22 protein-coding genes are annotated in these 23,811 nt (G+C 41.3%); 11 read left to right on the forward strand and 11 right to left on the reverse strand.

Annotated features, from left to right (window positions below; genetic code table 11):
• Nucleotides 1-43 precede the first annotated feature (43 nt).
• On the reverse strand, nucleotides 44-934 hold the full coding sequence (locus PPIS_RS20075) for a TetR/AcrR family transcriptional regulator (RefSeq protein WP_010375592.1): 891 nt from the start codon (nucleotides 932-934) through the stop codon (nucleotides 44-46).
• A gap of 125 nt (nucleotides 935-1,059) precedes the next feature.
• Here PPIS_RS20075 and PPIS_RS20080 point away from each other — a divergent pair, with 125 nt between their 5' ends.
• Both PPIS_RS20080 and PPIS_RS20085 read left to right on the forward strand, forming a co-directional pair.
• Nucleotides 1,060-2,790, forward strand: coding sequence for an ABC transporter ATP-binding protein (locus PPIS_RS20080; protein WP_010375596.1), 1,731 nt, complete (start codon nucleotides 1,060-1,062; stop codon nucleotides 2,788-2,790).
• 741 nt (nucleotides 2,791-3,531) lie between these two features.
• Nucleotides 3,532-3,948, forward strand: coding sequence for a GNAT family N-acetyltransferase (locus PPIS_RS20085; RefSeq protein WP_010375597.1), 417 nt, complete (start codon nucleotides 3,532-3,534; stop codon nucleotides 3,946-3,948).
• Here PPIS_RS20085 and PPIS_RS20090 read toward each other — a convergent pair.
• The 4 genes from PPIS_RS20090 to PPIS_RS20105 all read right to left on the reverse strand — a co-directional run bounded on the left by PPIS_RS20090 (nucleotide 3,934) and on the right by PPIS_RS20105 (nucleotide 7,738).
• The gene (locus PPIS_RS20090) at nucleotides 3,934-4,203 is read right to left on the reverse strand and encodes a Rho-binding antiterminator (protein WP_248694192.1); all 270 of its coding nucleotides are present in this window, start codon (nucleotides 4,201-4,203) and stop codon (nucleotides 3,934-3,936) included. The two genes, PPIS_RS20085 and PPIS_RS20090, sit on opposite strands and share 15 nt — an antisense overlap.
• A 32-nt stretch (nucleotides 4,204-4,235) precedes the next feature.
• Nucleotides 4,236-6,377 (reverse strand): prolyl oligopeptidase family serine peptidase, encoded by a 2,142-nt coding sequence (locus tag PPIS_RS20095; RefSeq protein ID WP_019647491.1) that lies wholly within the window; start codon nucleotides 6,375-6,377, stop codon nucleotides 4,236-4,238.
• Between the two features lie 231 nt (nucleotides 6,378-6,608).
• On the reverse strand, nucleotides 6,609-7,139 hold the full coding sequence (locus tag PPIS_RS20100; protein WP_010375600.1) for a DUF3833 domain-containing protein: 531 nt from the start codon (nucleotides 7,137-7,139) through the stop codon (nucleotides 6,609-6,611).
• Nucleotides 7,140-7,234: 95 nt separating this feature from the next.
• On the reverse strand, nucleotides 7,235-7,738 hold the full coding sequence (locus PPIS_RS20105) for a chalcone isomerase family protein (protein WP_249031268.1): 504 nt from the start codon (nucleotides 7,736-7,738) through the stop codon (nucleotides 7,235-7,237).
• 166 nt (nucleotides 7,739-7,904) lie between these two features.
• On the opposite strand from PPIS_RS20105, the gene PPIS_RS20110 reads away from it, so the two are divergent.
• The gene (locus PPIS_RS20110; protein WP_010375603.1) at nucleotides 7,905-8,381 is read left to right on the forward strand and encodes a GNAT family N-acetyltransferase; all 477 of its coding nucleotides are present in this window, start codon (nucleotides 7,905-7,907) and stop codon (nucleotides 8,379-8,381) included.
• A 59-nt stretch (nucleotides 8,382-8,440) separates the two neighbouring features.
• Here the strand turns inward: PPIS_RS20110 and PPIS_RS20115 are convergent, their stop codons facing one another.
• From PPIS_RS20115 to PPIS_RS20130, 4 genes are all read right to left on the reverse strand, one after another.
• Nucleotides 8,441-8,716, reverse strand: a complete 276-nt coding sequence (locus tag PPIS_RS20115; protein WP_010375604.1) for an Rdx family protein — start codon at nucleotides 8,714-8,716, stop codon at nucleotides 8,441-8,443.
• 203 nt (nucleotides 8,717-8,919) lie between these two features.
• On the reverse strand, nucleotides 8,920-10,080 hold the full coding sequence (locus tag PPIS_RS20120) for an aspartyl/asparaginyl beta-hydroxylase domain-containing protein (protein ID WP_010375608.1): 1,161 nt from the start codon (nucleotides 10,078-10,080) through the stop codon (nucleotides 8,920-8,922).
• Nucleotides 10,081-10,097: 17 nt separating this feature from the next.
• The gene (locus PPIS_RS20125) at nucleotides 10,098-11,897 is read right to left on the reverse strand and encodes a 2OG-Fe(II) oxygenase family protein (protein WP_019647489.1); all 1,800 of its coding nucleotides are present in this window, start codon (nucleotides 11,895-11,897) and stop codon (nucleotides 10,098-10,100) included.
• A gap of 225 nt (nucleotides 11,898-12,122) precedes the next feature.
• The gene (locus PPIS_RS20130; protein WP_010375611.1) at nucleotides 12,123-14,966 is read right to left on the reverse strand and encodes a TonB-dependent receptor plug domain-containing protein; all 2,844 of its coding nucleotides are present in this window, start codon (nucleotides 14,964-14,966) and stop codon (nucleotides 12,123-12,125) included.
• Between the two features lie 280 nt (nucleotides 14,967-15,246).
• Between PPIS_RS20130 and PPIS_RS20135 the strand changes: the two genes are divergently transcribed.
• Nucleotides 15,247-15,957, forward strand: coding sequence for a LytR/AlgR family response regulator transcription factor (locus tag PPIS_RS20135; RefSeq protein ID WP_010375612.1), 711 nt, complete (start codon nucleotides 15,247-15,249; stop codon nucleotides 15,955-15,957).
• Between the two features lie 13 nt (nucleotides 15,958-15,970).
• Here the strand turns inward: PPIS_RS20135 and nhaR are convergent, their stop codons facing one another.
• Nucleotides 15,971-16,861, reverse strand: a complete 891-nt coding sequence (gene nhaR / locus PPIS_RS20140; RefSeq protein ID WP_010375614.1) for a transcriptional activator NhaR — start codon at nucleotides 16,859-16,861, stop codon at nucleotides 15,971-15,973.
• Between the two features lie 738 nt (nucleotides 16,862-17,599).
• Here nhaR and PPIS_RS20145 point away from each other — a divergent pair.
• Nucleotides 17,600-17,905, forward strand: coding sequence for a hypothetical protein (locus PPIS_RS20145; protein ID WP_248694190.1), 306 nt, complete (start codon nucleotides 17,600-17,602; stop codon nucleotides 17,903-17,905).
• A 125-nt stretch (nucleotides 17,906-18,030) separates the two neighbouring features.
• The gene (locus PPIS_RS20150; protein WP_010375616.1) at nucleotides 18,031-18,456 is read left to right on the forward strand and encodes a hypothetical protein; all 426 of its coding nucleotides are present in this window, start codon (nucleotides 18,031-18,033) and stop codon (nucleotides 18,454-18,456) included.
• Here PPIS_RS20150 and PPIS_RS20155 read toward each other — a convergent pair.
• Nucleotides 18,448-19,347 carry a response regulator gene (locus PPIS_RS20155; RefSeq protein ID WP_019647487.1) on the reverse strand — a complete coding sequence of 300 codons (900 nt, stop codon included), beginning with the start codon at nucleotides 19,345-19,347 and terminating at the stop codon, nucleotides 18,448-18,450. The two genes, PPIS_RS20150 and PPIS_RS20155, sit on opposite strands and share 9 nt — an antisense overlap.
• Nucleotides 19,348-19,439: 92 nt before the next feature.
• On the opposite strand from PPIS_RS20155, the gene PPIS_RS20160 reads away from it, so the two are divergent.
• The 5 genes from PPIS_RS20160 (at nucleotide 19,440) to PPIS_RS25510 (ending at nucleotide 23,802) form a co-directional block, all read left to right on the forward strand.
• On the forward strand, nucleotides 19,440-20,243 hold the full coding sequence (locus tag PPIS_RS20160) for a chromosome segregation ATPase (protein WP_010375620.1): 804 nt from the start codon (nucleotides 19,440-19,442) through the stop codon (nucleotides 20,241-20,243).
• A gap of 310 nt (nucleotides 20,244-20,553) precedes the next feature.
• Nucleotides 20,554-21,759, forward strand: a complete 1,206-nt coding sequence (locus PPIS_RS20165; protein WP_010375621.1) for an efflux RND transporter periplasmic adaptor subunit — start codon at nucleotides 20,554-20,556, stop codon at nucleotides 21,757-21,759.
• Nucleotides 21,760-21,771: 12 nt separating this feature from the next.
• On the forward strand, nucleotides 21,772-22,461 hold the full coding sequence (locus PPIS_RS20170; RefSeq protein ID WP_010375622.1) for an ABC transporter ATP-binding protein: 690 nt from the start codon (nucleotides 21,772-21,774) through the stop codon (nucleotides 22,459-22,461).
• A gap of 9 nt (nucleotides 22,462-22,470) precedes the next feature.
• Nucleotides 22,471-23,319, forward strand: coding sequence for an ABC transporter permease (locus tag PPIS_RS25505; RefSeq protein ID WP_019647486.1), 849 nt, complete (start codon nucleotides 22,471-22,473; stop codon nucleotides 23,317-23,319).
• 48 nt (nucleotides 23,320-23,367) lie between these two features.
• Nucleotides 23,368-23,802, forward strand: a complete 435-nt coding sequence (locus PPIS_RS25510; protein ID WP_019647485.1) for an ABC transporter permease — start codon at nucleotides 23,368-23,370, stop codon at nucleotides 23,800-23,802.
• Nucleotides 23,803-23,811: the final 9 nt, after the last annotated feature.

Raw genomic sequence — 23,811 nt, forward strand, 5'->3', positions numbered from 1 at the left:
TTTGCTTTCCTCTAACCGTACGAGTACCATATCACGCGGCGGTTTACACCGCCTCTACATTGAGCCTTTCTGCGAGTAGCTGGCGCTCAGTATTTAATCCTCTGTAGTCTCGAAGTCCTGCGAGAAGCGCCCTGATTAATACTGTGTCAGGGTTTTCACATTGTAGTTGAGCTTCCAACAGAGCGATTGTATGGTCTACGATCTCACGCTTTTGTGGTGCAAGCTTGAGCTTTTGAGATTTTTCTTGGAGCTGTAAAAAAGCTTGTTGGACTTTTTGTTCGTGGAGTTGTCGTTTTTTGACTTCGATCTCTTTTTGGGACGGAAAATCCTGCTCGGTTAACACTGGCAACAGTGCTTGATTTGGTAGCGCTGTACAAATTGAGTCCATGCATGACACCACCCAATTAACCAGCTTTTCAGTGTCGAAATCAATACCTTCGATCACGGGAAGCGAAAGGTAGTTAGCTATAATGCCATCAAGCGTCATCGCGAGATCAGTTTTCCATGGCCGGACTTGCTCGCCATAGTTTTCAAGTAAAAAACCTTCCTGTAGCGTAAGCCACGTCAAGCGAAACTCTTGATAGAACATGATCAAATTATTTGAAAAACTCAGTGACTCTTCCTGCAATAAGAGCTGAAACATCGCTTGGTACTGCTGTAAATCTTCGTGCTGGAAGCGGATTTGTTGTTTTAGCTTGGCAATTGGAGTCAATTTATCACTTTCTAATATCGCTCTTATTTTATCCAGCAGATCCGCTGTTTGACGCTCAAAAACGGCTAATAGTAGTTCGTCTTTTGACTTAAAGTGTAGGTAGATAGCACCTTTCGAAATGCCCACTTTATTGGCGATGGTTTGCATGCTAAAGGCACAATCGGCCTCAGCTAAAAGTAACTGCTCCGCGCATGCCAGTATTAATTTCCGCTTATCAGACATAGCTCCTCCTGTTCACATTGCAGTATACAGTCAATTTAAAAATGACCAATAGGTCAGTTTTAAATTGACTAAACTTAAGGTTTGGTCAATTATTATATTGTCTATTCAACGGGAACATAATAATTATGAGCAATACATCATCTTTAATACAACTAGTCAGGCGCACGCGGCCAAGTTGCCTATTACTATCAACTCTGGTTTTGTTTACGCTTATCTCTAGTGTTTTAGGTTTGTTGGTGCCTTTGCAAACAAAAAAATTGCTGGAAGAACTCGGAGAAAATGGTCATTTTTCAAATGAACAGGTAGTCATATTAATTATGGTATTAGTGTTTTCCGCTGTGCTAACAGGGTTGATGACTTACATCATGGGTAAAATTGGCAATGAGCAAAAGCTTAAATTACGCGGAGACCTTTTTCAGCACCTTATTCGTTTGCCTGTTTCCTTCTTTGATAATACTAGAGCTGGGGAGCCCGCGAATCGTATCGTAAAAGACACTGAAATTATTGAAAACCTTGTGAGCGAACAGTCTGTGTCTTTTATATCTGGTGTGGTTTCATTATTTGGCTCTTTTATTATTCTATGGTTTTTAGACTGGCAAATGACACTTGTAATGCTTGGTGCAGTTACGGCTAGTTTTCTGATTATCTTACCGTTTTCCGTGAGGCTAACGGATCTGTCTAAGTCATTACAAGATACTGAAGCCTCTATGCTTGGAAGGTTAACCGAACTGTTTGCCAATATCCGCTTACTAAGAGCGCAAGGTGCAGAGAAAATAGAAGGTAAAAAGAATAATAATGAATTGAAGTCACTCTATAAAACCGCAATGTCAGAACATACGCTTTTAGCGACCATGGGCGCATTGGTGAATTTAGTGATCATGGCTTCGATAGTGTTAGTACTAGGATTTGGCGCATCAAGGGTTGCCAACGGTGCGATGACGCTAGGTGCTTTTGTTGCGTTTATTATGTTTTTACTGAACATCGTGTTGCCGATGGGGCAGTTAAGCATGGTGGTAGCCGCGTTTAATAAAGCAAAAGGAGCGGCCGTTCGTATTAATGAGATCTTAGCAACGACACCACCAAATGAAGCTGGTCATACGATTAACCTGACTGATAAGTCAATTTATGTTCGCAACTTATCTTTTAGTTATGCTGATGACAAACCGGTATTTAAAAGCTTAAGCTGTGAATTCTTAAGTGGAAAAACGACCGCTATTGTTGGGCCATCAGGGGTTGGTAAGTCTACACTCTTCGCTTTGTTGCAGGGCTTTTATCAGGCGAGGCGTGGTTACATTGAAATTGCTGGGCTTAATGTTGAAGAGCTAGACCGAGCCAATTTAAGAGCGCAAATAGGCTACGTTGCGCAAGAGAGCCCGCTGTTGTGCGGCACCTTATATGAAAACTTGGTCTACGGTACTTATGAGACAATAGATGATGAACAATTACAGCATGCCATTGCCACGGCCGATTTAGCAGAGTTTATCGCGACACTACCTGATGGGTTGAGTACTCAAATTGGTGAGTGTGGCATTACTCTGTCTGGCGGACAAAGGCAACGAGTTGCATTGGCGCGAGCACTATTAAAAGACCCAGCATTGCTGCTGTTGGATGAAGCAACGGCAAGCCTTGATTCACAAAGTGAAGCCGCTATTCAAATTGCCCTGAAAAATGCAAAAAAAGGTCGCACTACAATTATCGCTGCGCATCGACTCAGTACGGTTATGGATGCTGATAATATTATCGTCATTAACAAAGGTGAGATTGAATCACAGGGAAACCATCAGTATCTGATGCAACATTCTTCACTTTACCAAAGCCTAGTGAACAAACAGTTCAGCCTTCAAGCTGCAAGCTAATAACTTTGGTTGGGGTCCGTCAGTTGGATAGGTGGAAAGTGAATGAACAGTAATGTCATTGGTAAATGGTTGTATTAATACTTTTTGGTGTTTTTTTAAAATTATATAGCACTAAAAGTTTAGATGTGATAGAAAGTAATCATATTTAACTAAGTGCTATTTTTGTTATTGGTTAAAAAGGATTGGTTTTTAGGGAAGACAAATTAATTTTCGTAGGTTTGTTTATGCCCCATAGAGCATCACACACAAGTTCGCATACCTCTATCCCGCTGATTGTAGTGCTAACAAGCGTGTTGTTATTACTGACTTTACTGAGCTTTCCAAGTAAGAGCAAACAGCCTGTAGAAACCAAAGTCGCAATACATAAGAGCGGCGCGATAAAGCATGAAGTCCGCCCGACAGAATAAGAATGAAAAATTCTTAGCTGCTTGTGGCTAGCTTGAAGTATCTAGCTCACACCAATACTTTACACTTTGTAACAGTTCAGGGTTACTAAATTTTATTTATTTAAAACATATAGTTAGTATCTTGAGCTGGCACCACCATAAAGTTTCTGCAGGCATTCAGCCTATCATCTCACCTCGATAATTTGCTTATTATTTCTAACTCGGTATAGTTTGACGTCGGCCAGAATAGTAATAATATTGCTCGGTTTATGGGCGCAGGACAAATTGGCCTTACTTCTCAGAGGCAGGTATGCAATTAATTCAGTTAAAGTCAGATGACCCATAAGTAGTCGCGGTGTTTTCTGAAATCGATAAGCTTATGAATAGCTTATATCCAATCGCAAGTGCACAGTCTTTATCAATAGAAGAAATTAACCAACCTAACGTGTATGCCGTTGGCTTACAAAATGAAGAGGGCATTGTAGCGTGCGGTGCGATTGTAAAGCAGTTTGATAAAACCTTATACGGTGAAATTAAACGCTTGTACGTAAAACCTAGCTATCGAGGTAAAGGGCTTTCTAAACGTATTATGCAAATTTTGCTTCACTACGCGGGTGAAGCGCAGATCCCACTTATTCGGCTTGAAACCGGCTCTAAGCAAGCCAGTGCGATAAGTCTTTATGAGAGCTTGGGATTTGAGCGATGTGAACGCTTTGGTATGTACCGTGACAACCCGTTAAGTGTCTTTATGGCGTTATCACTGAAATCTTAACCTAGTAAAATAGGGATTGTCGGTATCGGCAGAGATACTGGCAATCTCTGCAAGCACCACAGTGACAGTTTGATTTTCTCGCTCTAAAACTAAACACTCCTGTTTGCCGACTATGGCCGTGTTTTCGCACCTGCCACGCACAACGTCACCATCTTTCATCTCAATAGTAACCGCTAGGCGTTTTATACACGCCAGTTCAATATAATCATACTGTTGGCAACTGAGCATAGATAGGCCCTTATTGAATAAAGCCACCTCTACTCACAGGTGGCTTTTCGAACTTAACTTTAAAGAGACTTAATTCCCATATTGTAAAGCGTAAAGCCATAAATATCGGCATACTGTTCAATCGTCTTGCTTATCGGTGTGCCTGCGCCGTGCCCTGCATTGGTTTCGATACGAATAAGCGTCGGATTAGCACCTGTGTGTTTGCTTTGTAGCTCAGCTGCAAACTTGTAAGAGTGTGCAGGTACTACGCGGTCGTCATGGTCACCTGTTGTGATCATGGTTGCTGGATAATCTACGCCAGCCTTTACGTTATGTACAGGTGAATAACCTTTCAGGTATTCAAACATCTCTTTGTTGTCTTCCGCCGTACCGTAATCGTAAGCCCAGCCGGCACCAGCAGTAAACGTGTGGTAACGCAGCATATCAAGTACCCCTACCGCAGGTACAGCCACTTTGAATAGGTCTGGACGTTGCAACATCGTCGCACCTACTAACAAACCACCGTTCGAACCGCCGTTAATTGCAAGCTTTTCACTTGAAGTATAATTTTCAGATACTAAGTATTCGCCTGCAGCAATAAAGTCATCAAAGACGTTTTGCTTTTGCATTTGAGTACCTGCTTTGTGCCATTTTTTACCATACTCACCGCCGCCACGTAAGTTTGCTACTGCATAAACCCCACCCAGCTCTAACCAAGCTGCACGTGTCGGGCTAAAGTAAGGCTTAAGACTGACATTAAATCCACCATAACCGTACAACAGCGTTGGATTGTTACCATCCAATTTCAGTCCTTTTTTATGGGTGATGATCATCGGTACACGGGTACCATCTTTTGACGTGTAAAAAACTTGCTTAGACACGTAAGCATCTGAATCAAAATCTACTTTATCCGAACTATATAACTCGCTACGGCCTGATTCTGCATCGAAAGCAAAGATAGATCTCGGGGTGTTGTAGTTAGTGAATGAGTAATAAAGTACCTTGTCTTCCTCCTCACCGCTAAAGCCACTTACAGTGCCTACACCTGGAAGCGTAATGTCACGGATCAGTTTACCTGTGAAGTCATACTGTTTTACCAATGAAATTGCATCTTTGATGTAAGTCGCAAATAGGTAACCTGACCCTGTTGAAACCGATAGTACATTGTCGGTTTCTGGGATCACATCTTGCCAGTTTTCTGGTTGTGGCTGCTTCGCATTGACTTTAACGATACGGCGATTTGGCGCATCTAAGTTAGTGCTTAAGAACAATGTGTCGCCTTCACTGTGGATCACGCTGGTATCAGAGTTGGTATGATCTAAAATCGTTACCCAGTCACTATTTGGCTTGCTTAAGTCACGAATAAATAGCTTGTTACCTGAGGTTGATACCGCAGCAGAGATCACCAAGTATTTTTTATCGTATGTTACACCACCATAAACATAACGGTGCTTTTGCGCATCAGTGGCACCAAAAATGACCTTATCTTGATCTTGAGGTGTGCCAATCTTGTGGTAATACACTTTATGTTGGTCAGTTTTTGCAGAAAGTTCACTGCCTTTAGGTTTGTCATAGCTTGAGTAGTAAAAACCTTCATTACCAAACCAAGAGATACCACTAAACTTCACGTCGACCAGCGTTTCACCAACCTGCTCTTTAGTCTCGGCGTTTAGTACAATCACTTTACGCCAGTCACTCCCACCTTCGGAAATTTGATACGCTACTAATGAAGCGTCTTTACTAAAACTTAATCCTGCAAGCGATGTTGTGCCATCGTCACTCATGGTGTTTGGATCTAAAAATACCTCAGCTTCACTACCTTCTTTTTGGCGGTACAAAACACTTTGGTTTTGCAATCCATCATTTTTGTAGAAATAGGTATAGTTGCCGTGTTTAAACGGTTGAGAAACACGCTCGTAATCAAGTAGTTCAGTGAGGCGTTTTTCGATGTCTTTACGATATGGAATCTGCGATAAATATGCTTGAGTAGTCTCGTTTTGTGCTTTTACCCACGCAGCGGTTTCTGCGCTTTTATCGTCTTCTAACCAGCGATATGGATCCGCCACTTGCGTACCAAAGTAGTTGTCTACCACGGTGCCTGTTTTAGTCATTGGATATTTCACAGATTGCGTCAATGCCGCATTATTAGATTGTTCATTTTCGGTATTAACACATCCGACAAGCGCAAGAGCAATGGCTCCAGCTAGTATCTTCTTTATCATTGTGGGGATTCCTATTGGTTCTTATTAGCTACTATCTCGCCGTAGTTTCTTGCATCTTACTCATTAATAAAACTTTTCGATACGGCATTTTTTGTTAAGCATTTATCAGTGTTGGACATGATTACGCTACTAGAATTGCTGTGGATTGTAGTGAAGCAGGTGTATTTGTCTACAAATTGTAGACAAATACACGAGTAAGAAGGTTAAATTGAAGTTGATTTGGCGTAATTATTATTGCCTTTGCATAAATATTGTGACTTCAGCCATTACAATACCGAACTTTTCAATATAAGAGCGGTTCATGAGAGTGGTTTGGTCAAAAGACCACATCCAATCGTCAAAGTGTACTTCGTAGCTGGTGTCGTCAACGGGTAAGTCCATTCTATACTGCCAATTCATGGCATTGCCGTAGGTTTTGCCCGATGCTGAGTTGAGGATATCGTTGGCGCGGCCTAAATACTGGTTGCCAGCTGCTTTTGTAATAGTCCAAACTCGCGTTTTGACGCCATCACCGAGCAAATAGTTAAAGGACTCATCTAAGACAAGCTCTGACTGGTTATTGATTGAGCCTTTGATATCGACGGTAAACTGTTGAACTAAGTTACCATCTCTGTCTTGGACTATCCCCCATGCTTTTATGTCACCAACAAAAAACTCATAGGGGTCAAATTGCGGTTTAAGTGTCGAGTATTTTTTACCGTCAATGCCCGAACTGCATGCCGACAAAAAAAATAAGGTGAGTACTGCAAGAGTGATGCGCATTGTTTTCTCCTTAGGCTTGAGGCCACTTTGAGTGCTATTGCTTTTGATATGTGAGCCAAATAGCGAAGATGAAATTAACGAAAAAGAACCATATGCTATTTCCGCTTGAGGCCCAGAAGCTCGGCTCGCATGGTTGGCTCGGATGTTTTTTCACCGAGCCAAATGTTGAAAAAACGGGTAGTAAATTCTGAGTCTTTCACTTCGCCAATAAGCTTTTTATCTTGGTAAAACTGTGTAGCTCCTTCGGGTGTTCTCACGCCAAAAAGCACGGTCCCTTTAGAGACATTGGGGAAAATCTTTTTCATTTCTGCCAGCCATCGCTCACCTTGACTCGAATTATTAAACCCTTGTTTTTCCATCTCTTTAAGAGATCGTTTTACTATCTCTTTGCCGTCAAGCGCGCGTAAATAATGTAGTGCCAATACAAAAGGTTGGTCTTGAGAGTACGCGCCTTGTGGCGCATAAAGGCTGGCATCATAAACATCCCAAAACAAATAGGTCATTCGACTTGTTTTGCCGACCTGCTTCGGGTTTTCGATAAATTGATTTACAAGATCACTGGTGCTTGCGAAACCCTGAGTGCTGAAAAGCAAAATCAAAAAGGCAAAGATGGCCCTTTGCATACTAACCTCTTCCTATATAAAAACGGTTAGTCTCTTATACGAACGAGCTGGAAAGTTTGTTCACTTTGCTGCTGCCTGAAAGGTGCTGTCATCCCCCTTTACAATTTGTTAAGCTGACTAAAACCTACATACAGGAGCCATTATGAGCCTTTCAATTCGCCCAGCAGAAGTAGCTGATGCCGCGACAATACTGCATTTTATCAACGAACTTGCAATTTATGAGAAAGAGCCAGATGCCGTGCTCAATACCGTGGAAGAAATAGAACAGAAATTGTTTGGTAAAGAAGCCAGAGCGCACAGCGTTATTTGTGAATTAGATGGTGAAGCAATTGGGTTCGCAGTATATTTCTTTAATTATTCTACTTGGCTTGGCAAGCACGGGCTGTATCTTGAAGACTTATATGTGTCACAAGACAAACGCGGTGTTGGTGCAGGTAAAGGGATCATGAAGTACCTCGCAAGACTTGCACTACAAAAGGACTGTGGTCGCTTTGAGTGGGTGGTGCTTGACTGGAACAAACCATCAGTCGATTTTTATGAAAGTATCGGTGCTAAAGCACAAAACGAGTGGATTATTTATCGCTTATCAGGGCAAGAACTCATCGATTTTGCTGAGTAAGTATAGTGGATTGAGAGGGCTATTTAGCCCGCTCAATCTCATGTTTTTTTAAGTTATGGTTACTTATCTACGTGGCCTAAATCACGCTCAGGATCTAATAAATCTCTCACTCTTCTTTTGAGCACCTTGGCTTCTGGAAAACCACCGTCGACTTTTCGGCACCAAATTAACGTATCATTGTAGTAAATTTCGAATACGCCTTTACTTGCTGGTGCAAGTGCAACTTGCTTTAAATCGTCGGAGAAAGTTGAAAGCAACTCTTGTGCAAGCCAAGAAGCTCGCAGCATCCATTGGCAAAGCACGCAATAATGAATTGTAATGATCGGTTTTTGCATGAATTTACATAAACTTGAAGGTTGTGATTGGATTTTAGCACTGTGATTTATGATGTGGCTAGTATGAAAAAAACGGGGGTTACCCCCCCGAAATTATCCAGGGAGACCTCAATCATAAGGTCAGACTTTAAGTTACGGGTTATTCACATAGTAACAACCCTTTTGTGGTAAGTTGGGGGGGAGACGTGATGAAAATTAGGATTCTAGTGATCGTTTCTATATTGATCCAAAGCTGCGTTCAAATTATCAATCCAGCGTTGTCTATTTTTAAATTCTGATTGGATTGCTTGGCGTTGAGTCGATGTTAGATCAGGATGCCAAATTGAGAATATAAGTACAATTCGGTCACGGTCGCTGCCATTATGTGCCATATGCAAATAGGAGTCATCGAAGATGGTGAGTTGATGCTGTTGCCATGAAACACGCTCGCCATTGACGTCTAGGTAACAGTCATGGGGAATATCTATGGCTAAATGCACTGTTAAGCTGTGGTTCGAAAGGCCGTGATGTGGAGTGATGGTTTGGCCTTTGGCTAATTTAGAGTAAAACACTTCGTATGGAGATGCTGTTAAGCCATAACAAGGTACTTTCTCTAAGGCTTTTTTAAGTATGGGAAAGTGCTTTGACACTGAAACGTTTTCCACTCCCTCTTTAAAAAGGGACAACGCTTGCCAGTTGTTACTGTTTGCGAGCATTGGAAATGCGCTTTCATACTCTTTACCCGACAAATAAGGCGTAAGGTGTGAAGATGCGGTATTAAACGTAGTGTGAAATTCTTTGATGATGTCGGGGATCGTAGCGTTAAAGCTTTCATACCATGCAAATTGTTCCGCAGGCCAGATAGGGTGAGCACTTAGATTCGCAACGTAAAAAAGGTGTGGTGCTTGGGTTGTTTCGAAGGGTTTACTACTATATTGCACCCAGCGACCGGACTCAATGCTTGATGCTGTACCAAGGTTCTTTTCCATACACTGCCAAGCTTTTTGGAATCGCTCAAGTGTTTGAGGGGCGGTGCTATTGGCGAGTTGAAGGCGCTTAAAGCTACCTGTGAGTGCTTCACATAGGGTGTAACATACGAGTGCTGTACTGTCTTCTCCCTTCTTCTCTAATAAATGTCCAAGGTAGAGATACACTAAGTAGTTTTTAGGTGCCAGAGTAAGGCAGTGAAAGTAGGCCTTTTCACTTTCAGGTAACGCGCCAATTTGCTCTAAAATTACAGCAACCCGATAGCTTAGTTCAGCACTTTGAGGATAACTATCGATTAGCTTCGATAACAGTAATGACCATCTATTTTGTGGCTCGCACTGGAGAATTGGCTGTAAAAGTGAGTCTATATTTAGTGGTTGTGTCTCTTCGTTTGTCATTAAAGTGGTTTCTCTTTCTATTTATTAAGAACGCCAATATCGAGTGGCAAAGTCATTCGATAGTTATTACCGGTAGGGTTAAATGGCTGTGTTCCATGCCAAAAATAAGAGGGGAAGATCACGATTTGCCCTCGTTGAGGTTTTACGGTTTTGAATGGTGGAAAATCGTAGGGTGGTGCCAGTGGTGGCCGCCCAAACTCAATGACACCATTGTTGCTATCGTCATTTGGCGTGTTGATATATAGAACTACACTAATCCAACCAGCGGGGTGAATATGGCTTACGTGGAAACCTTGCTCCGTCAGTTTGACAGACCATGAGCCTGTAATACATTTCTCTTTGCGTAAATGAGCTAAAAAGGGATGTTCTGGATCTAAATCTAACTTATTAAGGCATTTATCTATATCTCGCAGCAGTTGAGTTCGAGCTTTGGAGATGATTTCGATATCTCTATTAAGCAAGCCTCCTGAAATTTGTGAGCCATTTACTAAGGTTTGTTCACTTGGTGCTTGTTTGCCTTGATGAAGTGTTAGTAAGCATGACTCCAACGCTTTAAGAAAGTCTTCTGTGTCTTGATAGCCGCTCGGAGCACCTAAGGTTGTGGTCAGAATAAAATCAGGGTTGCATAGAGCGTGGTGCTTTTTTTTATCGGTAGCTTGATATACTGCGCTTAGCCAAGCTAATGCAAGTTGTGAGTTGGGCTGTGCTTGCAACACTTTTTCGAGCAGGGATTGTGCGGTACTGAACTTTCCAAGCTGGATTGCAAATTTTGCTTGCTCACATATCCTGTCGTAATTAACGACTATCTTATTGGCATTATCGAAATGCTCAAAGGCTGCATTTAGCTCATTGTTTGTGGCCGCTAGACGTCCTCTTAACGCGAGTAATGTTGCTGAAGTATCTGCGTAACCCGACGCCTGTATACATTCCTCACATAACTTGTACTGATTGGTATTCCAGTACAGTTCAGCTAGGCACTCTATGAGTTCTAGGCGGTTATTTGCTGACTCCATCACGGTTAGTAAACTGGTAGCAAAAAGCTGATGCTGCCCACTTTGCCAATAAAGCTCGTTAATTGCTTTATGTATGATTGGATTGTATGGGGCTTGCTTCAATGCCAGATTGTAGGCTTGTTGTGCTTGTTCAAATTGACCATTAGCAAAAAAGCAGTCACCGAGGTTGTAAAGCGGTTCATAGTGCTCAGGTGCTTTTTGATGTACAAATTTAAAGCATTGAATTGCTTGGTCAAATTTAGCCTGTAACTTATAGCAAAGGCCTAAATTGTGTATTGCCCGAAAGACAACCGGAGAGTGTTGGGGAACTTGTTGATAGTAACTGATCGCCTCACTAAGGTTTCCTCTTGTTTTTTCAACGTCCCCGAGTATTTTGGTGAGTTGTCCAGAATCATCTAGAGATTGTCCTTTGAGTGCCCATTGACTTGCCATGTCGAGCCGGTTTTGTTCAAGATACAGCAGCGACAAGTTTTTAAGTAAATCTAGATTTTTGGGCTCAGCTTCATACAGCGCAAGGTAATGGGCTTCAGCTTGGTGTAAATCACCCGATAGCCAGTAACATTTGGCTAGATGAGTTAAGATTTCAGTTTTAAGTGGGGCGAGTTTCGCGGCATCACTTAATGAAGTTATTGCGCTTTGCCACTCGGCTAGTGATTTATAGCAAATTCCCAAAAGGTAATGCAGATCGGGGTGAGGCGAGTCAATAAAAGGCTGTAGCTTAGTTAACGCTAGTTGATATTGTTTTTGTTGGATCAATTTAAAAGCATCTTGAACTGCAATAGTAATTTCGGGCGCTTGCTTCATATTATTTTTTCTTAAACGGTCAATTTGACTGAGCTGCATACTTTTTATTTTAGCCAAACTCGACTTAGTTGCGAGTAGGGTGTTGTTATTTTTAAGTTTTGTTGGTTTTGATTAATTTTTTAGTAAACGCGATGGAAAACTTGGTAACTTACTGTAGATTAAGGGACTTATACAGCAACAACAGAAAAGGGAGCCGAAGCTCCCTAGTCTTTCAGTATCAACTGATTAGAACGTGTACACAGCACTCACGAAGTAACGTGGGCCAATTACGTCATACAACTCTGGGAATGTATTTGCTTGTTGCTGAGCATCACCTAGAGCTGTTGGTTCGGTGTCTAGCGCATTTTTAACACCAAATGTTGCTTGTACATGGTCTGTGAAGTGATAGCTTGCGCTAAGATCAAGGTACCATACAGCTTTAGATGTAGGCACAATTTCGTTTTCGCCAGTGTCATCATCAACTTCGCTCATATATCGCACTAGTGCTGACACGCTTAAGTCACCTGAAGTCCAAGTGAAGCGGTTATTACTCTGAAACTCTGGTCGAGGGGTAAGACATGTGTTACCGAATTTACCTTCACAGTAATTAGTTTCTGTAAAGCCAACACTTGCTGTTTTAAAGTACTCATCAAGAATGGTGTTCTTTGAATTAATACTCAATGTTGATCCATTTTCGCCGATACCAAAGTCAAGCTCAGTTCTCCAATTGAAGTTAACATCATAACCCTTAGTACCTAGTTCAGCTATGTTAGCATTGAGTGCCGTTACAAGGTCTACGTTGCCATCAGGACGACGAGTAATCGCTTGACAGAACTCAGAGCTTGGATCTTTAAGCTGGTTGTAACAAACATCCAGAATATTGTTTACGCCACCACCTAGTACATCGATAGCATCATCAATTTGAATATCGAAGTAATCGATAGTCACGTCAAAGTTTTCTGTAGGTGTAATAACAAGACCTAGCGTGACCGTTTCCGATGTTTCTTCCTTCAGCTCTGGGTTTCCGCCAAAGCTCCCCTCGATTTGCGCGTTTGCTTGCTCGAATACACCGACTTGAGAAGATGCAACACCGTGAGCTTCACAAAGTGATCTATCTGTTTTTCCTTCTACGAAACCATCAACGCTACATGGATCGGTTGCGCTTGGGAAGCCATTTGCTGCGCCTTGGAATAGTTCTGAGATGTTAGGTGCACGTACAGATTCTTGATAACCCGCGCGGAACGAAACGTATTCATTCACTTTCCAGTTTAGCGTTGTTGCAAATGAAGAGACGTTACCAATGTTTGAATAGTCAGAAAGACGCCCTGCAAACCATAGTGTAATGTCTTCAGCAAATGCCGCATCTGTCACTAATGGAATGTCGATTTCTGTGAAGATTTCATCAACACTATAGCTACCAACGGTTGGCTCACCAGCGTTAAAGCCCAAAACATCACCAGATGCTAAGAATTCATCAGGACGGAAGCTCGAATCATCAAAGCGGCTTTCGTAGCCAATTACGAAACCTACCGGCAAATCAGCAGATGGCACGGTAAATGGTAATTCACCAGCAAAATCGACGTGGAAGATCTCTTGTTTGATATTTGTTACGTTAGATGCACCAACGTTGATAAAATCAATCGCCGCTTGTGAAATATTACCTTCACCGAATATGTTCAATGGTGCACAACCGCCAGATGTATCTTGACATGCGCTACCGTCATCAGTAACTAAAATTGCTTGTCTGAAGCGTGTTTCAGAAACGTCATTATTAAGTAGATTAGAGCGATCTAGTTCAGAGCGGCTGTAGTATGCGTTGTAAGCCCAATCACCAATAAAACCATCAACACCTACTAACACTCGCATAGCGTTACGTGTATCAATTGATTGACGTGGCCCGTTTTCAACCATACGGCGACCAATTGTAGCGAATGTAAAGTTACCATTAGCGTCAAGTTGACTAACCATGTTACCTGTTGGTTCACCTTCAGCATCAAGTTCAGGTACTAACGCTTTCATTGCGGCTTGAACATCTGCACCAAAGAATGGGCTGTCAGGGTTAACCACCAAGCCATTTACGAACGCTGGAGTTGGCGCTAGCTGTGATGGTACTTCGTTGCGAATAAATGATAATTCACTATATAAGCGAGTTTCATCATTGATGTAATAGTGTGCAAAAGAGTTAAGCGTTAAGCGCTCTTGTGGAAGTTGTAGGTAGTTATCAGGGGCATAGTTAAATGCATCGGCTGATGTATACGGTAAGCCTTCACCATTAGGACCAAAGCGGCCTAGAGTTGTACCGTTAGGAAGCGTAGGGCCGGAAAATATACGAGTGCCAGGAATACCTGATGAGCCACCAGGCACTAAACCTGTATCGCCTTCCGTGAGCGTTACGTTAGTAAAGTCTCTATCACCCTGAAAGATTGACTCACGTTTGGCGTAACCAATATAAACAGTTGCATTACCTTTACCGTCGGCAAAGTTTCCACCTAAGGTAAGGTCAGTGTTGAACTTTTCACCATCGCCCTCTTCTGTGATGTCGTATAACGCAGAAATTTCTGCACCTTCAAAGTCATCTTTCAAACGGAAGTTTACAACACCAGCCAGAGCATCAGAACCGTATACCGCACCTGCACCACCAGTGATGATGTCTACGCCTTCAATAAGAGACGCAGGGATAGTGTTTAAGTCGACAACACCTGTTTGTGTTGCTGGGACCCAGCGACGACCATTAACAAGAACAAGAGTACGCTCATCGTTTAAACCGCGTAAGTCAACACGAGCAGTACCATCACCCGGGTTATTTGAGCTTGGGCCAAAAGAAGGAACTGTCAATGGTAGCTCGGCAAGCTTTTGCTCAACGTTTAAGTTACCCGACATGGCAAATTCAGAACCGTCTAGTTCGATAACTGGTGTTTTAGCAGTTAAAGCAACACGTTGAATACGAGAACCTGTAATAGAAATTCTTTCGACTTCTTCATTAGCACCATCAGCTGCTTCTTCGGCTGATGCTTGGATGCTTAAACTTCCGCCGATTAGGCACGCAGAAGTGATAAGCATACTTAACTTAGAACGCTTGAATTGTTTCATGATATCCCCTGATAGGTTTGTTTTAGATACCCTCGGCAAGTTTAATAACTCATCACAAAGGCTTATTAGTATCACGACGAAGTTATGACGGAAGCTTGGAATATGCCAGTTGAGATACGTAAGGCGATGGGAATCAGTGACGACAGGCGAGAAAAAAAAGATCAAATTTAATTTGCAGATTACATAGTGACAATCTATAACAATAACATGTTAACTATTGTGAAATAGGATACAAAGTATTAGTATCCTTGTTAACCTGTTGATGTGTTTAAGGTGATGAATGAAAAGAGTGACGATCTCTATTCCTAGCTATTTGTCTGAGCTTGGCGTCGAAATAAGTACAAAATTAAAAGAAGTCGCAGTTTGTTCCCAGTTTGTTTATTATCAATCTATTGTTGATGTTTTGGAAACTATCTCGACGGGTGAAATCGACTGTTTGTTAATTGATATTTCACATGATATTGACCTGGGAAAGCAAGAATCAATCATAAAAAATTTTGACTCTGTGCCAACTATTAAAATAACGACAGATGTTAAATTAAATGCTTCTACAACAATGAGTGTTGATGGGAAAGATACAGAAGGTGCTCTGATCACCAATATTCTTCAGCTGGCATTCTTGGATTCTAAAGAAGCTTCATCGGAATTTGTCCCGAATCAAAGATTGATTGTAAAAGACTCGGGGCATATTCATGTGATAAAAGTGGAAGACTTAGCTTGGGTTGGTGGTGCGGGAAACTATGTTGAACTTCATATGATCAATCGGCAGCGTTCAATCTTGCATAGGGACACGATGTCATCAATGGAAAAAAGTCTTAAAACCTTTGGCTTTTCTAGGATCCATAAGTCTTCACTCGTTAATTTAAATGCTATCAGTGAACTTAAGACAAGAGATAATGGAGATTACGACGTTATTCTAGAAAACGGAGATTCACTCCACCTTTCGAGACGTTATAAACAAAACTTGTCCTCTCTTTTGCAGCCAACATAAGCTGACTGTAGTGTCAGCTTACTCCTTTGGCAAAATGGACGAATTCACTAAAGATAGAGTCTTTAATTAGTCTGTCAGGTGTGAAGGCGTAATAGTTTTGATACGTACTTTCGATAGTGCCAATGAGGCAGACATCATAGTGCCGTTGCAATTCTGATTTTATCGAAAGAGGGGCAGGAAAAATGCCAAACCCCTGTTGACCTAATGCCTTCATCAAGGCACTGTCATCCACATGACCTGCGACTTTTATTTCTATATTTTGCTCTTGCAGCCAGAATTGAATCGAGTTTGTTACTGGGCTGTGTTTCGCGGGAAGAATGATTGGTTGCGCTTGTAATGACTTTGGGTAGTTTGCCCTAAGTGCGTCACAACTAGAAATTGAACCATAAAAGCCAATCTGGCTTTTGCCTATCTCGTGACAAAATACCTTAAATGGCATATTACTATCAAGTGGTTTGTCCGCAAGTACGATATCGAGTTTATGCATCGCCATCTGAGCCAATAATTCCGACTGCTGACCATCGATACAGTGCAAGTTGGCAACTTGCTCATTTTCTATCAAAGGCGCAAGCCACTTTGATACTAACGATTTTGGAATAGCATCTGAGATACCTACTTTTAATGTGCGATGTATGGCTGTTGCACCATCTTGTGTTGTTTCTAACCATTCTTTGGCAATCGAAAACATATCGTCCGCATACTGCTTGGTCAAAATGCCGAAGTCAGTCAACCTGAGTCCTCTTCCTTCTCTTATAAATAAAGGTTTCCCTAGCCGATCTTCTAAGCTTGATAGTTGCGCGCTGATGGTTTGAGGCGTCAAATGAAGGACTTTGCTTGCACCTGCGATGCTGCCTTCATTGCTTACTTGCCAAAAATAGTAAAGGTGGTTGAAGTTTATGTTCATACTGTTCGTAAAAATCTTGGGTTTAACCGGGGAGAATCAGGAATTTTCTGCGTTTAACAGTAGCTAATTCGAACATTTTAAGCAAGTATAAGTTCTTTTGTAATCGCCTTTCGGAAGGTGAATAGAAAAACAGAACTTGACTTGTGGATGGTGTAGGTATTGAAGGCTATTAAACGTTAACTGTAAGGACCAGCTCGACGTCCACAAAAATATGAAAGGTTTATATTTGATGTAAAGAGCATCGTACTATAATGCTCTTTGGTTTCCAGTTAGTCTAGTGAATTTGGCAGCTTGTGATATACAGCGTTTTACAGTTCGACGACGGCATCCCACCTGCTATGTCCTTTGTCTTATTCTGCGGTAATATTTTGTCAGTATCTAATTCTTTTAGTTTTTTGGATTTTAGACTTAGTTTCACTTTTTACTCCTTTCGAATAGTTGGTTAGCAAACTTAGATTCGTTTGTTTTTTGAACAATGTCAACTCAGCTTACTGTAAAAATCATCCAAAAATATAGAAATATTATCAATCGGATAAAAATTAAAGCGAATTTTAGTTCGTAAAAATCTTGCTTTAAGTTAGATATAATCAGCTTTTTTCTTTTTTTGAACATTAGTAGATTTGATCTCACGGCACAAACAAGTAGTAGTTGAGAGAATGTACCGGATAGCGTAAGCGTTTTTAGTTCGAGTCATTCTCAGTTTCAACAAAGTTATATTTGATGCGATTGTCTGAGGTAATGATGAAATTGAACCTTGTTGGTGTAAATGAGCCGATAGCGGTGTCTAGTAAAGTCACTTTTTCTAAAGCAATAAATGAAGCGTTGTGCGGCTATGCAAACAATATTCGAAAAATAAATGTACGAATTGAAAAACACGTGGACAAGCAGATTGGCAAGTTTACCTTATGCCAAATTGAGCTTTTATTACCCGGATTACCAACATTAAAGGTCAAGGCAAAAGGTAAAACTTTGCTGCAGGCATTAAATCGGGCATTACGCAATTGCAAGCAAATCTTAAAACAGAATTATTTTAAACTCGGTTAGTTTTCAGTACCGAGTGATTCCATTCCCAAGCACTTGCAGCGGCAAGGAAGCCGCGCAATTTTTCTTAACGATCCTCGATAAATTACCGATATGTAGGTCAAAGGAAATCATATTGGCCAAAGACAATGAACGTGAACTTTTTAATTCACTCAGAAGCTAAATCAACCACGAGTAAGATGGAGCAGAAAACCAAGGTTGAAGAAGCGACAGAATCTAAACCACTCAGACTATCAGAAAAAGATATGTCTAAGTTATCTGGAGAAGAGGTAAGAGAGGAGCAGGAAGAAGCTCCACTACCACCCCACATTCAAAAAATGGTTGAAAAGCTAGAAGAACTCAGAGAGAAAATAAAGGAAGCGCAAAAATTACTCGAAGAGCTAAAAGCAAATGACGCTTATTCAGATGAAATGAAAGCGGAGCTAGTTACACAAAAGCTTGAATATATTTTACGTATGCAGAATCAAGTTATTGAACTAACCAAAAATATCCAAAAAGCTTTAAAAGAAGCTGGGATAACCGCTCCTGGCATTTTGCTTAAAGCGTTAGCTTAAAAATCCAACCAACAATATTTTACCTTGCGCCATATTTGGACGTTGGCAACATAAATCGATGCGCATGTTTGCTGCGGACTTATACAAGCGTTTTAGCTTAGGAAAAGGCTTAGTGACCAACTGTAGGGTTTTTACTCTAAGGCTCCTTCTGGTTATACCATCTAGAAATGCATAAGACGTAGAGTTTAGTGCTGAGTGGCAGGCGGTTAACATGTTGTCTGTTATCTGATGTTGATGAATCGCTTCAAACCCTGCTTGATCAGTTAGATTCCCTGTGGATGCGGCAAGCACACAGACCGAATACACATCAAATATTCCGATTGCGCGAACTTTCTGGCTGCTAGGATCTTCGTATGCGACCATAACACAAGGAAGGTTATCGGGATCATATTCCATTTGATGTACCTGATAGAGTCTCAGCTCTGTATCAATATGTTTGTTCATTAGTTTTTCAAGTTGACCAACTTGAGGCAAGGGCACGCCTTTATGTAGCGTATGAATTTCTCTTGTTTTGCTGCTTTCTTCCGCGGCTTTGACCAGCGGCATGATTTTGTTATGAAGGTCGTCGTCAGCAAACGGCTTTGACAGTACAAACGCCGCTCCATAGTCAAGGGCGAGCTTAATTTGCTCACGATCGTCGACAGTCGTTACCATCGCCATAGTGACATCAAGCTGTTTTTGTTTAATTGCTTTGACGAGAGCGAGTCCTGAAATATCGGGCATATGCCAGTCGGTCAATACAATATCTGGATGCCAAGAACCGATAATCTTTAATGCTTCTTTTGCGCTTTGTGCTTTCTTTATCAACAGCTTGCGATATCTAAAACGCACTAAACCGCGACGAATAATCTCAAGTGTTGCTGCACTGTCATCCACGAGCAATATCTTCACACATTACCACTTTATTGAAAAATATAGATTTATTATAGGCACGATTTTTAACCAATACTAAAATGAAAGTAAGAAAATAATGAGTGCGTAATATGTTTCTAGGCAAACTACCAGTTGATGTATTTATCTATATGGCGGTGAATATCGGGCTACTGATATTAGCTTTTTGGTTTTATATTTTGCTGTTAATCCTTCGAGAATTTAGATTGTTTGCAAAGGCTGCTGGTGGAGCTGGGACATCCAACGCAGAGCAACAGTATCTGCTTCAGCATTGTCGTGATGCAATTAACAAGTCAATGAAGTTTGTCGAAGATAACCAACACACCATTCAAGAATTGGCTAACTTACAAATCCACTTAGAGCAGCAATTAGCTGAGGTTAAACGCTCAACACAGGATCATATCTCGCCAGAAGAGCAAACCCGCATGGATGATTTAAATAGTAAGTTACTTAAATCGCACCGGCTAATAAAAAAACTTCGAGGAGATTTGTCGAAAAGTTTAGAGCGACTTAAGCAAACGAGAAGAAAACTATATGACCAATATGAGTCTACAGAGGAACTACAAAAAGAGAATGACACATTAAAGCAGCAGCTAGAAGCCTCTAAGTCTGTGGGAGGTACGTCCGAGCAAGAGCTAGAGCAACTGGTCGCAACCTTTGAAAAAGAGCGCCAAGATATGTCTCAAACTATCAATGAATACAAAAGACAAATTGCCGAACAAAGTCAGGCTCTGCAACAGCTAATGGTTCAAGAACAAGAGGTTGAAGATGGTCCAAAGTTGCAAGCTATTCAAAAAGAGTTAGAGCAAACCCGAGAAGCACTTGAGCACTTGTCCAAAGAGAAGAAATTTATAGAAAGCCGATATTTGGAAGTCGTCAAGAATCAAACCAAATAGTTAACAAAGTGTTTTATTTCTCGTGACATTAGTCTTGAGTTTGTGTAAGGTTTAGGCACTCACATTACCTGTTTTGCTTTTTATCTTTTGAGATTTTCTTCACTTGAAAAGTGACGAAAAAGATACACTCACTCGATTTCAAACTCTATCAAGTGACGTAAGCGCTAGTTGAGTGAATAGCTGTGAAAAGTACTTGTAAAGTGCATATTTCTCAATAACAAAGGCAATGGTAAAAGGATTATTTCATGGCCTATATTCCAGATACAAGTGCTCAAGATTCTGAGGTTGAAAGACCTAAAAAAATAAAATATTGATAGCGGTAGCAAGTATTCTCATATTAATTACTGTTTTCTTTTTTGCACCAATTGTTGAGCAATGGGCAAGCGGTCAAACAGCAGTTTCAAGCGATAAAATTCATATTTCAGCTGTTAAACAAGGTGACTTTGTTCGCGATATTTCTGTTCAGGGAAAAGTCGTCGCAGCACGGCGTCCGACAATATATAGCCCTGCTCAAGGGACTGTTACCTATTTGGTCGAATCGGGAGATAGCGTTATTGAAGGCCAAACCCTTGCCGTAATAGATAGCCCGGAATTAAAGAGCGAGTTTGCACAGCATCAAGCTAAGCTAAATCAGTTAGATACTGAACTTCAGCGACAGATCATTCAGGCTAAAAAACAAGACTTAGCGCAGGAAAACTATTTAGGTAAGGCTACCGTTGTATTGAATGCAGCTAAGCGTGAAATGCGTCGCTCTGAAGATGGTTTAAAAACTCAAGTTGTCAGCGATATTGATTATCAAAAAGCCAAAGATGATCTCGAAAATGCGCTGCGGGAATATCGCTTAGCAATTAAAGAAGTTGAATTGCAAAAAGAAAGTCAGAAGTTTGAGATTCGGACCAAAGAGCTTGAACTTGAGGCACAAAAAGTCAAAGTAGCTGAGCTTGAAAGGCAAGTCGATGCGCTTAAAGTTGTCTCACCAGTAGGGGGGCTCGTTGGTAATTTAGTAGTCGAGCAAAAAAATTCTGTGGCTAAAAATCAGCCACTATTAAGCGTAGTCGACCTCTCCAAATACGAAATAGAGGTACAAATACCTGAGAGCTATTCAGATGATTTAGCTTTAGGAATGTTAGCCGAGGTTAACCTCAATGGTGATGTTTATAGTGGTGAAATCGTTGCCATTTCGCCTGAAATTGAAAATGGCCGCGTTGCCGGAAAAATCCGATTTAGAGACGACACAATTCAGGGATTAAGGCAAAACCAAAGGTTAACAAGTCGAATTGTACTCGAACAAAAAGAAAATATTGCCTACCTACCACATGGTCAATATTTGGAAGCATACAATGGCCAGTTTGCTTATGTGGTAAAAGAAGGCACGGCTGTCAAAACGCCAATAAAGATTGGATTGAGAAGTATTGGACAAGTAGAAGTACTATCGGGGCTTAATATCGGCGATCAGGTTATCACCTCTGACGCACGAATCTTTAAAGATGCCCCTAGTGTGAAAATAATTCAATAAAGGAGCTGCAACATGCTATCCATGCGCCACCTATCAAAAGCTTACTATACAGACACAATAAAAACTCAAGCTTTGCAGCCATTTGACTTGAGTATAGAGCAAGGAGAATTTGTCGCCGTTATTGGTCCTTCAGGCTCGGGCAAAACAACCTTTTTAAATATCACCGGCTTATTAGAGGACTTCTGCGATGGCAGTTATGAGCTGGATGGTGTCAATGTTGAAAAGTTAAGTGATAAAGCCAAGTCAAAGCTGCGTAATGAAAAAGTCGGCTTTATTTTCCAAAGCTTTAATTTAATTCCTGAGTTAAACCTTTACGATAATGTTGATATGCCCTTACGCTATCGCAAATTATCATCAAAAGAGCGCCACGAGCGGATCATGGATGCGTTGAATAAAGTGGGTCTTGCATCTCGTAAAGCGCATTACCCATCGCAACTGTCTGGAGGTCAGCAGCAACGGGTAGCAATTGCTCGAGCGATAGCTGGTAAACCGTCCTTTCTACTCGCCGATGAGCCAACGGGCAACTTAGATAGTAAAATGGCCGATGGTATTATGGAACTGCTCAAAGATATCAATGCGCAGGGAACAAGCATTGTGATGGTGACTCATGATGCTCAACAGGCGGCAAAAGCTCAGCGTATTATTGAAATCCGTGATGGTATGTTGAGCGAGAGAAAGAACTTCGATAAGGCCATTGCTTAAGGATAAGTTATGCTTAGTTACTATCTCAAATTAGCGCTTATCTCATTACGGAAAACGCCTTTTTTATCGTTGTTAATGATTATGACAATCGCGATTGGAATTGGCGCAGCAATGACAACTTATACAGTGAGTTATCTGCTACAAAAAGATCCGATCCCTACAAAAAGTGATCGCTTGTTTAATGTTCGATTGAATAGCTATGGCCCAGATAAGCCGTTCAATATTTCCCAAGGGAAAGAAGTTCCACCTTTTATTCTTACTTATCAAGATGCAGTAAATCTACAAGATGCGAAACAGGGCGTTAATCAAACGCCTCTTGGTAGTTTCAAAATGATGACTCGCACCACAGAGCAGTCAATCACTGAAGCGAAAATGACCCCAATTAGAAGTGCATACCGTGATATGTTCAACATGTTTGAGGTGCCGTTCAAGTTTGGTGGTGCATGGGATGAGATTGCCGATCAGGATGGGCTGCAAGTTGCAGTGATCAGTAGCGAGCTGAATGATAAGTTATTTGGTGGAGAAAACTCCGTCGGTAAGTCATTGCTCTTAGGGGACTTGCAGTACCGAGTGGTTGGTGTTACCGACGATTGGTATCCCATCCCCAAGTTTTTTGATTACAGAACTCGTGCATTCAACAAACCTAGAGACGTTATTGTCCCGTTTCAAACGCAAATCAATAACGAGTTGTGGACTGGCTCAGACGTGTCTTATCAATGCTGGAAAGAACCCGCTGATGACTCATTTTCGGCAATTTTAGCATCTGAATGTGTGTGGGTTTCGTATTGGGTGGAATTAAGCTCCGCTTCAGAGCGTGATAATTACATGGACTTTTTGGTTAATTACTCGATGGAATAAAGAGAGTATGGTCGCTTTTTACGAGAGCCTTTACATCAGTTATTTAATGTGAAGGAGCAATTAATTGAAAGAAAAATTATCAAAGATGATGGCAATGTAGCAGTGTGGCTTGCATTTGCATTTCTTGCGGTTTGTCTGCTGAACTGTATGGCAATGATGGTCGCAAAGTTTCATGGTAAAGCAGGTGAGGTTGGGCTTCGTAGAGCGGTTGGGGCTTATAAGCAAGATATTGTCGCTCAGTTTACTGTTGAGACCTGTATTATTGGGCTATTGGGCGGGATACTTGGGCTGCTACTTGCGCAAATTGGCTTGAGTGTCACTGCGCAATTATACAGTCATCTTTATGCTGAGATGCTTGAAATGACCACAGGCATCGTCATCATGACGATTGCATTGGCCGTGGCGAGTGCTGTAACTTTTGGTTTGCTACCGACTTTACATGCGGCAAAAGTACAACCATCTAGTCAGCTAAAAAGCCTGTAGGAGCATGAC

Origin of the sequence: Pseudoalteromonas piscicida (assembly GCF_000238315.3) — a bacterium.
In the GTDB taxonomy this organism is placed as follows: Bacteria; Pseudomonadota; Gammaproteobacteria; order Enterobacterales; family Alteromonadaceae; genus Pseudoalteromonas; species Pseudoalteromonas piscicida.